Annotated in this window: 12 protein-coding genes; 7 read left to right on the forward strand and 5 right to left on the reverse strand. The window is 71.4% G+C overall.

Going from position 1 to position 14,195, the window contains the following annotated elements:
• Positions 1 to 115: 115 nt before the first annotated feature.
• The 3 genes from AOK00_RS24400 to AOK00_RS24410 all read left to right on the forward strand — a co-directional run bounded on the left by AOK00_RS24400 (position 116) and on the right by AOK00_RS24410 (position 3,096).
• Positions 116 to 619, forward strand: coding sequence for an SseB family protein (locus AOK00_RS24400; RefSeq protein WP_030321391.1), 504 nt, complete (start codon positions 116 to 118; stop codon positions 617 to 619).
• Positions 620 to 758: 139 nt separating this feature from the next.
• Positions 759 to 1,721, forward strand: coding sequence for a pirin family protein (locus AOK00_RS24405; RefSeq protein ID WP_055602429.1), 963 nt, complete (start codon positions 759 to 761; stop codon positions 1,719 to 1,721).
• 298 nt (positions 1,722 to 2,019) lie between these two features.
• Entirely contained in the window at positions 2,020 to 3,096 is a 1,077-nt protein-coding gene (locus AOK00_RS24410; RefSeq protein ID WP_055602430.1) for an AI-2E family transporter, read from the forward strand.
• Here the strand turns inward: AOK00_RS24410 and AOK00_RS24415 are convergent.
• Together AOK00_RS24415 and AOK00_RS24420 are read right to left on the reverse strand one after the other, a co-directional pair.
• Positions 3,093 to 3,908, reverse strand: coding sequence for an MBL fold metallo-hydrolase (locus tag AOK00_RS24415; protein WP_055602431.1), 816 nt, complete (start codon positions 3,906 to 3,908; stop codon positions 3,093 to 3,095). The genes AOK00_RS24410 and AOK00_RS24415 overlap by 4 nt on opposite strands.
• Positions 3,909 to 4,050: 142 nt before the next feature.
• Positions 4,051 to 6,171 carry a SpoIIE family protein phosphatase gene (locus tag AOK00_RS24420; RefSeq protein ID WP_055602432.1) on the reverse strand — a complete coding sequence of 707 codons (2,121 nt, stop codon included), beginning with the start codon at positions 6,169 to 6,171 and terminating at the stop codon, positions 4,051 to 4,053.
• A 171-nt stretch (positions 6,172 to 6,342) separates the two neighbouring features.
• On the opposite strand from AOK00_RS24420, the gene aspS reads away from it, so the two are divergent.
• The gene (aspS, locus tag AOK00_RS24425) at positions 6,343 to 8,169 is read left to right on the forward strand and encodes an aspartate--tRNA ligase (protein ID WP_055602433.1); all 1,827 of its coding nucleotides are present in this window, start codon (positions 6,343 to 6,345) and stop codon (positions 8,167 to 8,169) included.
• Positions 8,170 to 8,262: 93 nt separating this feature from the next.
• Here aspS and AOK00_RS24430 read toward each other — a convergent pair whose 3' ends face one another.
• Together AOK00_RS24430 and AOK00_RS24435 are read right to left on the reverse strand one after the other, a co-directional pair.
• Positions 8,263 to 8,772, reverse strand: a complete 510-nt coding sequence (locus AOK00_RS24430; protein ID WP_055602434.1) for a hypothetical protein — start codon at positions 8,770 to 8,772, stop codon at positions 8,263 to 8,265.
• Between the two features lie 71 nt (positions 8,773 to 8,843).
• On the reverse strand, positions 8,844 to 9,773 hold the full coding sequence (locus tag AOK00_RS24435; protein WP_055602435.1) for a hypothetical protein: 930 nt from the start codon (positions 9,771 to 9,773) through the stop codon (positions 8,844 to 8,846).
• Positions 9,774 to 10,395: 622 nt separating this feature from the next.
• Here AOK00_RS24435 and AOK00_RS24440 point away from each other — a divergent pair.
• Positions 10,396 to 10,749, forward strand: a complete 354-nt coding sequence (locus AOK00_RS24440) for a DoxX family protein (RefSeq protein WP_254047479.1) — start codon at positions 10,396 to 10,398, stop codon at positions 10,747 to 10,749.
• Positions 10,750 to 10,815: 66 nt separating this feature from the next.
• Here AOK00_RS24440 and metG read toward each other — a convergent pair whose 3' ends face one another.
• A complete protein-coding gene (metG, locus tag AOK00_RS24445) occupies positions 10,816 to 12,423 on the reverse strand; it encodes a methionine--tRNA ligase (RefSeq protein ID WP_055602436.1) in 1,608 nt (535 codons plus the stop codon).
• Between the two features lie 94 nt (positions 12,424 to 12,517).
• On the opposite strand from metG, the gene AOK00_RS24450 reads away from it, so the two are divergent.
• Positions 12,518 to 13,174 (forward strand): response regulator transcription factor, encoded by a 657-nt coding sequence (locus AOK00_RS24450; protein WP_055602437.1) that lies wholly within the window; start codon positions 12,518 to 12,520, stop codon positions 13,172 to 13,174.
• Positions 13,171 to 14,195: HAMP domain-containing sensor histidine kinase (locus AOK00_RS24455; protein ID WP_055602438.1), on the forward strand; the 1,025-nt coding region annotated here is incomplete at its 3' end. The genes AOK00_RS24450 and AOK00_RS24455, both read left to right, overlap by 4 nt.

The raw sequence follows: 14,195 nt of genomic DNA on the forward strand, positions 1-14,195 counted from the left end.
CCTGCATGCCGGCCTGCATCCCGCCCTGCTGCGGCGGCGCGTGCGGGCGGTGGGGCGGGCCGTGAGTGACCTGTGCCCAGTGCTGCGACCGTCCCCGGGTCGATAGGCTGGCCCCATGTACGGCTACGAGCAGAATCCGGGTGCCCAGCAGCAGTACGCCCCGCCGCAGCAGGGCGGGATGCAGGCCGGCATGCAGGGTGGGATGCAGGGCGGCATGCAGGGCGGGTACGGGCAGCAGCCCCCGCTCTACCCGGAGCCCTCGCCGCCCTCCCTCGCCGACGCGGTCCGCGCCTTCACGACCGGCACGCTCGCGCCCGAGGACTTCCAGCAGATCTTCGCGACCTCGAAGGTCTACTGCCCGCGCGGCGACAACCCCGGTTTCCTGGCCCTGCACAACACCCAGCAGCCGGTCATCCCGATGTTCACCTCGCTCAAGGAGCTGCGGCGGTACGCGGGCAAGGAGTCGAAGTACTTCGTGATCACCGGCGCCGAGGTGATCGACCTGCTGCCGACCGGCTACGGCTTCGTCCTCGACATGGAGGGCGACCACCGGATGGTCTTCGACGCGAAGGCCGTCGAGCAGATGGTCGACTTCGCGATGCGCCGGATGTACGGCTGACGCAGGCTTGGCCCAAGACGTGGGAGAGCGCCCGGGAGGAATTACTCCCGGGCGTTCCGCGTTCTGGGTGGCAAGAAGTTCACCGTTCAACTAAAGTGGACGTATCAAGGTCGGAGAAGGCCGCTCTAGGAGGTCCGTCATGCCCGCAGTGACTGTCGAGAACCCGCTCACCCTGCCGCGCGTGGCCGCCCGGGCCGACGCCGCCGCGCGCCCGGTACTCGCCGTGACCACGGCTCCCTCGGGCTTCGAGGGTGAGGGCTTCCCGGTCCGCCGCGCCTTCGCGGGGATCAACCACCAGTACCTCGACCCGTTCATCATGATGGACCAGATGGGTGAGGTGGAGTACGCGCCCGGAGAGCCCAAGGGCACGCCCTGGCACCCCCACCGGGGCTTCGAGACCGTCACCTACATCATCGACGGGACCTTCGACCACCAGGACTCCCAGGGCGGCGGCGGCACCATCACCAACGGCGACACCCAGTGGATGACGGCCGGCTCCGGCCTCCTCCACATCGAGGCGCCGCCGGAGTCCCTCGTCGTGAGCGGCGGCCTCTTCCACGGCCTCCAGCTGTGGGTGAACCTGCCCGCCGCCGACAAGATGATGGCCCCCCGCTACCAGGACATCCGCGGCGGCCAGGTCCAGCTGCTCACCTCCCCCGACGGCGGTGCGCTGCTCCGCGTCATCGCGGGCGAGCTCGACGGCCACGACGGACCGGGGATCACCCACACCCCGATCACCATGATCCACGCGACCCTGCGCCCCGGCGCCGAGATCACCCTGCCGTGGCGCGAGGACTTCAACGGCCTCGCGTACGTCATGGCGGGCCGCGGCAGCGTGGGCGCGGAGCGGCGCCCGGTCCACACGGGCCAGACCGCCGTCTTCGGGCAGGGCGGCTCGCTGACCGTGCGCGCCGACGAGAAGCAGGACGGGAACACCCCGGACCTGGAGGTCGTGCTCCTCGGCGGCCGGCCGATCCGTGAGCCGATGGCCCACTACGGCCCGTTCGTCATGAACACCCAGGCCGAACTCCGCCAGGCCTTCGAGGACTTCCAGGCGGGCCGCCTCGGGACGATCCCGGCGGTCCACGGGATGGGCGAGTAGGAACGGCGGGACCCGGTACGGGGTCGGGCGGCGCGCCCGGCCCCGTACGCGCGCGCGTGGAGGTCTCTGCGAAGGGCGCGCGCGGGGTTTCTGCGAAGGGCGCGGGGGCTCTGCGAAGTACGCGCGTGAGGGTCCGTCCGAAGGGCGCGCGTGTGGGGTCGTACGACGTACGCGCGCGTGGAGCCGTACGAGGGCGCGGCACGCGTGAGGTCCCTACGGACGGGATCGCTGACGCCCCGTCACCCGTACGGTCGGTCCTCGCGCGACGACACGCCGGAGCGCGTGGTCCGGTGGTCGGGTGCAGACGTCGTCCCCGCTCCTTCCCGAACCCGCCCGCCGGGTCGCCGCCTGGTGCGTCGTCGTGCTCCTCGCCGCCGGGGTCGCCGCCGTCGGCATCTGGCTGTGCGTCGTCTTCGAGACGGTCGTCACCCCCGTCCTGCTCGCGATCCTCGGTACGGCCCTCCTCGGGCCCCTCTACCGGCGCCTGCTCCGGATGAAGGTCCGCAAGTCGTCCGCCGCCGCGCTCACCGTCGTCGCCGTCCTCGCGGTCGTCGGCGGAGCCACGTACATCGTCGTCGCCGCGCTCATCGAGACCGGCGACCAGATCCTCGCCTCGCTCCGGCAGGCCGCCACCGACATCGCCGAGCACCTCGGCCCGGCCGGGACCTCCCTGGACGACCTCGCCAAGAACGCCGAGGGCCTCCTGAAGGAGTTCGGCGGCACGGCCGCGTCCGGCGTGGTCACGGGCCTCAGCGTCGTCGGCGGGATGCTCGCCACCGCCGCCCTCTCCCTGGTCCTGATCTTCTTCTTCCTGCGGGACTCGGACCGGGCCGTCGGCGCCCTGCGCGCCCTCGCCCCCCACACCACCGGCGACCTCGTCGAGGCCATGGCGCGCCGCGCCTTCGAGGCCGTCGAGGGCTTCATGCGCGGGACGACCTTCGTCGCCCTCGTCGACGCGGTCCTCATCGGGCTCGGCCTCGTCGTCCTCGACGTACCCGGCGCGGTGGGGCTCGCCGCGCTCGTCTTCGTCACCGCCTACATCCCGTACCTCGGCGCCTTCCTCTCCGGTGCGATCGCCGTCCTCGTCGCGCTCGCGGACCGGGGCTTCGCCATCGCCCTGTGGGTGCTCGGCATCGTCCTGGCCGTCCAGATGATCGAGGGCTACCTGCTCCAGCCGATGGTGCAGAGCCGGACCGTGCAGATGCACCCGGCCGCGGTGATGCTGGCGATCACGGCCGGGGCGTCCGTCGCGGGCATCCTGGGCATGCTCCTCGCCGTACCGCTGACGGCCGCGGCGACGGGGATCCTCGGCGAGCTGCGGACGCGGTACGGGGCTCCCCACGAGTCCCCGGGGGAATCCTCGGGCACCGTCTAGGCGGGCACCGGACCGCCCGGCTGGAACGAGGCCAGGAGCTCTTCGAGGGCCGCCTGGTCGGGTCCGACGAAGGGGTCGGAGTCCGGGACCATCGCGATCGTCCCGATCATCCGGTCCAGCATCCGTACGGCCGGCGGCAGATGCGTGCACAGCACGATCTCCGGGTCCATCTCCCGTATCGGCTCGATCGTCGCCCGGTACTTCTCCGGGTCCACGAGGTGCGCCCAGGGGCTGTCGATCGTCGCCCACAGCAGCTGCGCCTGCCGCAGGTCCTCCGGCTTGAGGTCGCTCGCGTGCCCGCTCTCCGCGACCTCGGCACTCGGCATGGGACCGCCGAAGCAGTCGGAGCTGAAGCAGCAACGGGTGCGGTCGTCGTAGAGGCCGACGGTGGCGGGATTGTCGAAGAGCGGCGGCCGGAAGGCGTGCAGGGAGCGGTCGCCGACGTCCAGGGCCTGGCCGGGATTGAGGAAGTACACCCGGTCCATGGGCAGCGGGCGTTCGGTGGACATCTCGCCGGCTCCGAGGAACGTCGTGATCACCCGCGCGTCCGGGGCGGCGTCGAGGAGGGCGAAGAGACCGCCGGTGTGGTCCCGGTCGGGGTGGGTGAGCCAGATCCAGCGCACGTCGGCCGGGTCGACGACCTCGCCGAGCGCCGCGACGAAGTCACGGTCGGGGAGGGAGGCGCCCGTGTCGACGACGACGGGCTCGGTGGCGGTGACGACATAGGCGTTGACGGGCAGGTGCCCGATGCCCGGGACTTCGAGGCTGTCGGCAAGCACGGTGGTGTCACTGCCGACCTTGTGGATGTCCATGGCATGCTCCGTGGTCCCCCCGGCGAGTCCCCCGGGTGGCCGTACGAGACCAGTCTGCGCCGCACGCGAGAGCCCCGCACACGGGAGCCCCGGACGGGGGGGGAGCCCGCCCGCACACGGGAAGGCCGCCCCGCACGGCGGGCTACGCGCAGCAGCCCTGTGCCGAGTCCGGTTCGGTCAGCTCGAACCAGATCGCCTTGCCCTCGCCGCGCGGGTCGACGCCCCACGCGTCCGCGAGCATCTCCATCAGGACCAGGCCGCGCCCGCTCGACGCCATCTCGCCCGGGTGGCGCTTGTGCGGCAGTTCGTCGCTCCCGTCGGAGACCTCGACGCGCAGCCGCCGTCCCTTCTCCCCGCAGGCCACCTCGGCGACGAGGAGCGCGTCGCCGTCCGTGTGCACGAGGACGTTGGTGACCATCTCGGAGACCATGAGGACCGCCGAGTCGAGCTGCTCCTCGTCCCGCCAGTCGTGCAGCAGCTGCCGTACCTGCTCGCGCGCCGCGGCGATCCGTTCCGGCTCGGCCTGCGCGATCGTCATCAGGGTGCGGCGCGGGGCCTGCGGGACGGTGCCGACGGGCCGGCGGGAGAGCAGCAGGACGGCGATGTCGTCCTCGCGGCGGTCGGCGAGCGGCCCGGTCGTGTAGTGGGAGCCGGGGCCGTGGACGGCCTCCACGAGGGTGTCGGCGAGCGCCTCCAGGTCCTCGCCGTCGTGGGACTCCAGGAGCCGGCGTACCCGCTCCCAGCCGGTGTCGAGGTCGTGCCCGCCGGTCTCCAGGAGGCCGTCGGTGCAGATCATCAGGGTCTCGCCGGGTTCGAGGGTGAGCCGGGTGGTGGGGTAGTCGGTGTCGGGGTCGATGCCGAGGGGCAGGCCGCCCGCGGTGGGCCTCAGGAGAACCGTTCCGTCGTTCATGCGGACCGCCGGGTCCGGATGCCCGGCCCGCGCGATGTCGACGGTCCCGCTGTCCAGGTCGACCTCCAGATAGAGGCAGGTGGCGAAGCGCGGACCGGCCTCGCCCTCCCCGTCGTCGCCGTCGGTGATCCCGTACAGGAAACGTGAGGCGCGGGACAGGACGGCGTCCGGCCGGTGGCCCTCGGAGGCGTACGCGCGCAGGGCGATCCGCAGTTGCCCCATCAGGCCGGCCGCCCGCACGTCGTGGCCCTGGACGTCGCCGATCACGAGGGCGATGCGCCCGGCGCCGCGCCCGCCGGTGCGGGAGGCGCCGCCGGGCAGCCGGATCATGTCGTACCAGTCGCCGCCGACCTGGAGCCCGCCGCCGGTCGGCACGTACCGCGCGGCCACCTGGATGCCGGGGATGCCCGGCCCGAGGACCGGCATCATCGTCCGCTGCAGTCCGAGCGACAGCTCGCGCTCGGACTCGGCCACGCCCGCGCGTGCGAGGGCCTGGGCGAGCATCCGGGCGACCGTCGTCAGCACCGACCGCTCGTCGGGGGTGAAGGCCACCGGATGCTTGAAGGCGGCCATCCAGGCCCCCATCGTGCGGCCGGCGACGACCAGCGGCACGAAGGCCCAGGAACGGCGGCCGAAGCGCTGCGCGAGCGGCCAGGTCACGGGGAAGCGGCGCAGGTACTCGTCCGGCGTCGGCAGATAGATCGCCCGGCCCGTCCGCGCGACCTCCGCCGCCGGGTAGTCGGTGTCGAGCGACATCGACGAGAAGGGGCCCTCGTCGCCCTCGCTGTGCCCGTGATGGCCGATGACCGTCAGCCGGTCGCCCGCCACGCCGAAGACCGCGAGCCCGTCCGGCGAGAACCCGGGCATCGAGAGGGAGGCGGCCACCCGCAGCACCTCGGCCGTCGACCGGGCCTCCGCGAGCGCGCGCCCGGCGTCGAGGAGGAACGCCTCGCGGGACCGGCGCCAGTCACCCGTGATGGGGGTGTGCGCGGCGGTCCCCGGAACCTGCTCGGCGACCTCCTGAAGGGTGCCGACCAGCTGGTAGTCGTTCCCCTCGATGAGCGGCTTCGACCTGCTCCGTACGGTACGGATCACCCGGCCGTGCTCGTCCATGATCCGCAGCCGCGCCTCGGCGAGCGTCCCCTCGGCGACGGCGAGGTTCACGACGCCGTCGATCTCGTTCCAGTCGACGGGGTGAAAACGCGAGCGGACGGCCGCCTCGGTGAGCCGAACGGGTTCGGCGGGCAACCCGAGCAGCCGGGCGGCCTCGGCGTCGAGCGAGACGATCCCGGACGCGTTGTCCCAGCGCCACAGGCCGGTCGCGATCGCGGCCAGGACGTCCTCGGTGCGCATTGCCCCACTTTATGAATATCGGACACCAGATCGCCACTGAGCGTATTCGAAAACCGATCTCGGCCCGGCCGGTACTCTGGGTGGGTCTGCCCGCGTGTCCTGTGACATCTGTGACATGGGCCACGGGGTGGCGCCCCACGACCACAGATCCCGAAGACTGGATGAACGACGATGCATCGGTACAGGTCCCACACCTGCGGCGAGCTCCGCGCCTCTGACGTCGGCACCGACGTCCGGCTGAGCGGCTGGCTGCACAATCGGCGCGACCTGGGCGGCATCCTCTTCATCGATCTGCGCGACCACTACGGCATCACGCAGCTCGTCGCCCGGCCCGGCACCGCCGCCGCCGAGGTCCTCGACAAGCTGACGAAGGAGACCGTCGTCCGCGTCGACGGCAAGGTCGTCTCGCGTGGCGCGGAGAACGTCAACCCGGAGCTCGCCACCGGCGAGATCGAGATCGAGGCCGCCGAGGTCGAGGTCCTGGGCGCCGCGAAGCAGATCCCCTTCACCATCAACGCCGACGACGGCGTCAACGAGGAGCGGCGCCTGGAGTACCGCTTCCTCGACCTGCGCCGCGAGCGCATGCACCGCAACATCATGCTGCGGTCCGCCGTCATCGCCTCCATCCGCTCCAAGATGGTGGCCCTCGGCTTCAACGAGATGGCGACCCCGATCCTCGCCGCGACCTCCCCCGAGGGCGCCCGCGACTTCGTCGTCCCGTCCCGTCTGAACCCGGGCAAGTTCTACGCGCTGCCGCAGGCGCCGCAGCAGTTCAAGCAGCTGCTGATGATCTCCGGCTTCGACCGCTACTTCCAGATCGCGCCCTGCTTCCGCGACGAGGACGCGCGCGCGGACCGTTCGCCGGGCGAGTTCTACCAGCTCGACGTCGAGATGAGCTTCGTCGAGCAGGAGGACGTCTTCCAGCCGATCGAGAAGCTCATGACGGAGCTCTTCGAGGAGTTCGGCGGCGGCCGCCACGTCACCTCCCCGTTCCCGCGGATCCCGTTCCGCGAGTCGATGCTGAAGTACGGCAACGACAAGCCCGACCTGCGCACGTCCCTCGAACTCGTCGACATCTCCGACGTCTTCGAGGCGTCGGAGTTCAAGGCCTTCGCCGGCAAGCACGTCCGCGCGCTCGCCGTCCCGAACACGGGCGACCAGCCGCGCAAGTTCTTCGACGCGCTGGGCGACTTCGCCGTCTCCCTCGGCGCGAAGGGCCTGGCCTGGGTCCGCGTCGGCGAGGGCAACGCCCTGACCGGCCCGATCGCCAAGTTCCTCACCGAGGAGAACGTCAAGGTCCTCACCGAGCGCCTCGGCCTGGAGCCCGGTCACGCGATCTTCTTCGGCGCGGGCGAGTTCGACGAGGTCTCCAAGATCATGGGCCCGGTCCGGGTCGAGGCCGCCAAGCGCGCCGGCCAGTTCGAGGAGAACGTCTTCCGCTTCGCGTGGATCGTCGACTTCCCGATGTACGAGAAGGACGAGGAGACCGGCAAGATCGACTTCTCGCACAACCCCTTCTCGATGCCGCAGGGCGGCCTTGAGGCCCTGGAGACCCAGGACCCGCTGGACGTCCTCGGCTGGCAGTACGACATCGTCTGCAACGGCATCGAGCTCTCCTCGGGCGCGATCCGGAACCACGAGCCCGAGATCATGTTCAAGGCCTTCGAGATCGCGGGCTACTCGCGCGAGACGGTCGAGCAGGAGTTCGCCGGCATGCTCCGCGCCTTCGAGTACGGAGCCCCGCCGCACGGCGGCATCGCCCCGGGCGTCGACCGCATCGTGATGCTCCTGGCCGACGAGCCGAACATCCGCGAGACCATCGCCTTCCCGCTCAACGGCAACGCCCAGGACCTCCTGATGGGCGCCCCGACGGAGCTGGACGAGTCCCGTCTGCGCGAGCTGAACCTCCAGCTCCGCAAGCCGGTGGAGAAGGCCGCCCCGAAGCCGGCGGAGGACCGCCCGGTGACGGACGCGGTCCACCCGGACGCGGCGCGGTAGTCACGCGTCTTGAGCGGACGAAGGGCCCGGGATCTTCGGATCCCGGGCCCTTCCGCCTTCCGCCGTCCGGGTGCCCCGACGCCAGGGCGTTCGTCAGCCCGCCCGGAACGGCGCCCACAGATCGAGACCCCACACGTCGCCGTTGCCGACGCGGTAACCGCGCTCCTCGTCCCCCGCGTCCACGACGTAGGCGGAGACACGGGAGGAAGCGGCGCGGTACTGGAGGAATCCGCCCTGACCGGTGATCTTCAGCTCCGGGACGCCGTGCGTGCGGGAGAGTTCGTCGCGCACCTCCTCCCAGGAGGTGTATCGGGGAAACTCGACGCCCGTGTTCCGGGCCCAGGTCCGAGCCAGGTCCTCGTCCGACGCGAGCCGGTGCAACTGGATCGACGCGGTGGCCACGACCCACTCCGGCTCCGGCTGCGGGTTGAAGGCGAACTCGACGAGTCCGTGGTCCCGCCGCAGCCACTCCCTTTGCTCGCCGACGACATCGACGAAGGGATGACGGAATGCCCGGTCCACCTCGTCGAGTGTCGACCCGATGCGGAGGCCGTGCAGCTTTCCGGTGGTGACGAAGGAGGCGAGGAATTCAACGCCGGTCACGGACGGTTCTTCCACTCGCGCATGCTGCCACGCGGCCCTTCGCAGGAGCGGCGGCCATAGGCCTGATTCCGTCATGTCTCCGGCGTGCAGGACCCGCACGTGCCCGGTTCGGGGGCGCGGTACGCGAGGTCGCAGAGGTCGCAGGTCTGGAAGGGGTGCCGGACGGCCGGGGTGGCGCCCGGGGCGCGGAAGGGCGGCAGGGGAGGCAGTTGGGCGCCCAGGCGGTGGGCCAGGAGGGCCGCCGGGCGGCGCAGGGGCTCGCGGGGCAGGTCGAAGGTGAGGACGCGGCGGACGGCGTCGGGGGTGAGCTCGCGCTCCAGCCAGGCCGCGACGCCCGGGACGAGGTGTTCGGCGTCGGTGGCGGAGAGGTGCAGGCGGGGGTCCTCGCGGCGGAGGCCGGCGAGGACGTCGAGTGCGGTGACGAGAAGGTCCGGCGCCGGGTACGCGGGCTGCGGCACGGCGGGCAGGGCCCGGCGGCGGGGCTCCGCACGGCGGGCCTGCGGCTCGGCGCGCGGCTCCGTACGGCGGGCCTGCGGCTCGGGCTGGGGCTGGGGCCGGCGCTCGGGCTCAGGCGCGGCCTCGGGCTCGGGGTGCGCCCGGTCCTCGTCGTCGCCGATCCGGCCCGGCTGGTTGCAGGAGACGGTACGGGTGACGATCCGCCCGTCCTCGGTGCGCTCGCGCGTACGGAGCAGGTAGCCGTACACCTCCAGCTCGCGCAGACCGGAGGCGATCCGGGTGGTCCCCTCGGGGAACTTCTCGGCGAGCGTCTTGATGTCGACCGGAGAGCCGGCGGGCAGCGACTGGATGTGCGTGGAGAGACCGATCGCGACGAGCGACAGCGAGTGGTGCTGCGCGAGGTGGTTGCCGACCACGGTGAAGCGGGTGGTGTGCCGGACGTTGCGGTGGATGACGCCGCCGACACGGGTGCGCTTACGGGGGTGGTTTTCCGCGCCCTTACGGGACGGGGAGGAGGTGCGCGCGCTAGTGTTCTGGGTACCCATGGGGAAGCTCCGAACTTCCTAGTGGTCAGGCCCTCGCCTTGGGATTGCGCTCCCGGCGGGGGCTGACTCATGTCTGCTGGCATATGCCGATCGGGCTGAGCGTATTGCAGGTAACCCGTCCCGAATCCAGCCGAGTTGGTGCCTTTCACTCGCATGAGTGAGTCTGTGCCCCGGGGCGGGAAAGGGTGGGGTTTGGCGAGGTTTCTTTCTCTCTCGTCGTTCCTTGGAAGGACGGCCCGACCCACCGGATCCCGGTTTTCCGGAACCCGGTGGCCGAGTCGTCGTCGCAGGTCAGGGATGCGGCAGATCGAGTTCGGCCCATACGGTCCTCCTGGGCATGGCACCGGGCTCGACGCCCCACCGGTCGGCCGGCGCCCCGACCAGCAGCAGCCCGCGCCCGGAGTCGCCCTCGGGGCAGGCCGATCGGACGTGCGGGAGGCGCTCCGCCCACGCCAGGCACCGGACCTGGGCGTTTCCTCGGGTCGGCCTGTGGGCCGGTTGTGTCACCCGCAGGGGTGTAGGCGTCGCATTCCCCGGCCGTCACACATCCGCCCCCCGCTCCGTCAGTGCGGTGTCCGGCTCGGTCGAGGCGGACACGGGAGAGGCTGAAGGAGCCGTCGCGATGTTCACCGAGATGTCCACCACCGCTGTCGTCGTCACCGCCGTCGCCGCCTTCATGGCCGGGTTCTCCGGCGCGGCGATCTTCTTCAGGGCCGCGTTCGTCGTCGAGCCCCTCGCCCAGTACGGCGTGCCGCGGTCGTGGTGGAACCGGCTCGGGGCCGCCAAGACCGCCGGGGCCGCCGGGCTGATCGTCGGGTTCTACGTGCCGGTGATCGGGACCCTCGCCGCGATCGGGCTGATCCTGTACTTCGCCGGTGCGGTGATCACCGTGCTGCGGGCCCGCGCCTACGGCCACGCCCCCTTCCCGCTGGTCTACATGGCACCCGCCGTCGCCGCCCTCGCCCTGACCTGGTGACCCGCGAGGAAAAGGCCGCCACCCCCGTGAGCGGGGGTGGCGGCCTTCGCCGTACAGCAGGGGACGTCAGTCCTTCTTCGGCTCCTCCAGACGCGGGAACAGCACCGCGCCCTTCGTCACCGTCGCGCCCGCGGGGAGCTGCCCCCACGTGCCGGAGGACTGGACCGGCTGCGCGGCCAGGGTGCCCAGGGACGCCTCGGCGCCCAGCGACTCCCACAGTGCCTGCGAGGTCTCCGGCATGATCGGGTTCAGCAGGACGGCGACGGCGCGGAGGGACTCGGCGGCCGTGTAGAGGATCGTCGCCAGGCGGGCCCGGCCCTCCTCCGACTCGTCCTTCGCGACCTTCCACGGCTCCTGCTCCGTGATGTAGCCGTTGACCTGCTTCACGAAGTCGAAGATCGCCAGGATGCCGGCCTGGAAGTCCAGCTCCTCGCCGATCTTCGCGTCGGCCGTCGCGACGGCCTTGGCCAGGCCCTCGTGGATCGCCTTCTCCGCGTCGCCGTCGGCCGTCGAGGCCGGCAGCGCGCCGTCGAAGTACTTGCCGACCATGGCCGCGACGCGCGAGGCGAGGTTGCCGTAGTCGTTGGCCAGCTCGGACGTGTAGCGGGCGGAGAAGTCCTCCCACGAGAACGAACCGTCCTGGCCGAACGCGATCGCCCGCAGGAAGTACCAGCGGTAGGCGTCCACGCCGAAGTGCGAGGTCAGGTCCTGCGGCTTGATGCCGGTCAGGTTCGACTTCGACATCTTCTCGCCGCCGACCATCAGCCAGCCGTTGGCCGCCACCCGGCCCGGGACCGGCAGGCCCTGCGCCATCAGCATCGCCGGCCAGATCACCGCGTGGAAGCGCAGGATGTCCTTGCCGATGAGGTGGACGTTCGCCGGGAAGGTCTCGTCGAACTTCTCCGGGTTCTCGTTGTAGCCGACGGCCGTCGCGTAGTTGAGCAGCGCGTCGATCCACACGTAGATGACGTGCTTCTCGTCCCACGGCACCGGGACGCCCCAGTCGAACGTCGAGCGCGAGATGGAGAGGTCCTCCAGGCCCTGCTTGACGAAGTTCACGACCTCGTTGCGGGCCGACTCCGGCTGGATGAAGCCCGGGTTCGCCTCGTAGAACTCCAGGAGCTTCGGGCCGTACTCGCTCAGCTTGAAGAAGTAGTTCTCCTCCTTGAGGATCTCCACCGGCTTCTTGTGGACGGCGCACAGCTTCGTGCCGTCCTCGGCCTCGATGAGGTCGCCGGGGAGCTTGTACTCCTCACAGCCCACGCAGTACGGGCCCTCGTAGCCGCCCTTGTAGATCTCGTCCTTGTCGTACAGGTCCTGCACGAACTCCTGGACGCGGTCCGTGTGACGCTTCTGCGTGGTGCGGATGAAGTCGTCGTTCGCGATGTTCAGGTGCTCCCAGAGGGGCTTCCACGCCTCCTCGACGAGCTTGTCGCACCAGGCCTGGGGCGTGACGTCGTTCGCCTCGGCCGTGCGCATGATCTTCTGACCGTGCTCGTCCGTGCCGGTGAGGAACCACACCTTCTCGCCGCGCTGACGGTGCCAGCGCGTGAGCACGTCGCCTGCGACGGTCGTATAGGCGTGGCCCAGGTGAGGAGCGTCGTTGACGTAGTAAATGGGGGTCGTGACGTAGAACGCCTTCGCCCCCTGCTTCTCGGATCCAGTGGCCGCCATGGTCGAAATCCTAACGGGCGTACGAAGATCCACTCACATCCGCCGGTGGGGGCGGTGGCCGGCCCCGAAACCGGGGCCGGGGAGGATGACGGGCATGCGTGTACTGGTAGCCGAGGACGAACGCCCCCTCGCCGAGCTCGTCGCCACCGGACTGCGGCGCGCGGGCTTCGCCGTCGACACCGTCCACAGTGGCGACGCCGCCCTCGACCACCTCGGGCTGCACCCGTACGACGTCCTCGTCCTCGACCGCGACCTGCCGCGCGTCCACGGCGACGACGTCGCCCGCCGCCTCGTCGCCGAGGGCTCCCCGACCCGCATCCTCATGCTGACCGCCGCCACCGCCACCGAGGACCGCGTCACCGGCCTCGACCTGGGCGCCGACGACTACCTCGGCAAGCCCTTCGAGTTTCCCGAACTGGTCTCCCGGGTCCGCGCCCTGCGGCGCCGCTCCGCCCGCGCGGCCCTGCCACCGCTCCTGGAGCGGTACGGGCTCCTCGTGGACACCGTCCGGCGGACCGCCACCCGCGACGGGCGGGACCTCGACCTCTCCCCCAAGGAGTTCTCCGTCCTCCAGATCCTCCTGGAGGCCGACGGGGCGGCCGTCTCCGCCGAGGAGCTCCTCGACCGCGCCTGGGACGCCCACGCGGACCCCTTCACCGGCGCCGTACGCGTCTGCATGAGCAAACTGCGCGGGAAGCTGGGCGAGCCGGCGCTGATCAGGACGGTGCAGGGCGTGGGGTACCAGCTGTGAGGCCGGGCGGTGACGCGGGATACCTGGGGTCCGGCTCCACCATCCGGACGCGGATCGCGCTCGTGTACGGGGGGGCCTTCCTGGTCCTCGGGACGGTGCTGCTGCTCGTCGTGAACCTGCTCGTCCTCGCCGGGACGGACGACGAGACCGACGCGATCGTGGCCCGCGCCAACGGTGCCGCGAGCGGCGTCACGAGCGGCGTCGCCGTCGTCGAGGCGTACGAGCTGGGGGACGACATCAGCCGCGCCGCCGGCGAGCAGATGCTCATGTGGTCGGGCCTCGCCCTGCTCGTCATGGCCTGCTGCGCCGTCGTCGTCGGGTGGTGGACCGCCGGTCGCGTGCTCCGGCCCGTGCACGAGATGACCGCCCGCGCCGGTCGCCTCTCCGAACGCAACCTGCACGACCGGATCGCCGTCACCGGGCCCGACGACGAGCTCAAGGAACTCGGCGACACGATCGACGCGCTGCTCGGCCGCCTGGAGACCGCCTTCGACAGCCAGCGCCGGTTCATCGCCAACGCGTCCCACGAACTCCGCACCCCCCTCGCCACCCAGCGCGCCGCGATTCAGGTGGGTCTGGACGACAGCTGCGACGTGCGGCAGGTCCTGCTCGACAGCAACCGCCGCAGCGAACGCCTCATCGACGGCCTGCTGCTGCTCGCCCGCAGCGAGCGGGGGCTCGCCGAACGGGAGGACGTGCGGCTGGGTGAGCTCGCCGAGGAGGAGTGGGCGGACGCGTACGTGGTGGCCGACGGCGGTGTCGTACGGGGCAGCCGGGTGCTGCTCGGGCAGCTCGTACGCAATCTCGTCGCGAACGCGGTCGCCTACAACGTGCCCGACGGCACGGTCGACGTACGGGCCGAGGGCGGCGTCCTGACGGTGACCAACACGGGACCCGTCGTCCCGCCCGACGAGGTGGCCGGGCTCTTCGAGCCCTTCCGGCGCGGCGAGGGGCGGGACCGGATGGGGCCGGGCGCGGGGCTCGGACTGTCCATCGTGCGGTCGATCGCGGAGGCGCACGG

This window comes from Streptomyces aureus (assembly GCF_001418135.1).
Classification (GTDB): domain Bacteria; phylum Actinomycetota; class Actinomycetes; order Streptomycetales; family Streptomycetaceae; genus Streptomyces; species Streptomyces aureus_A.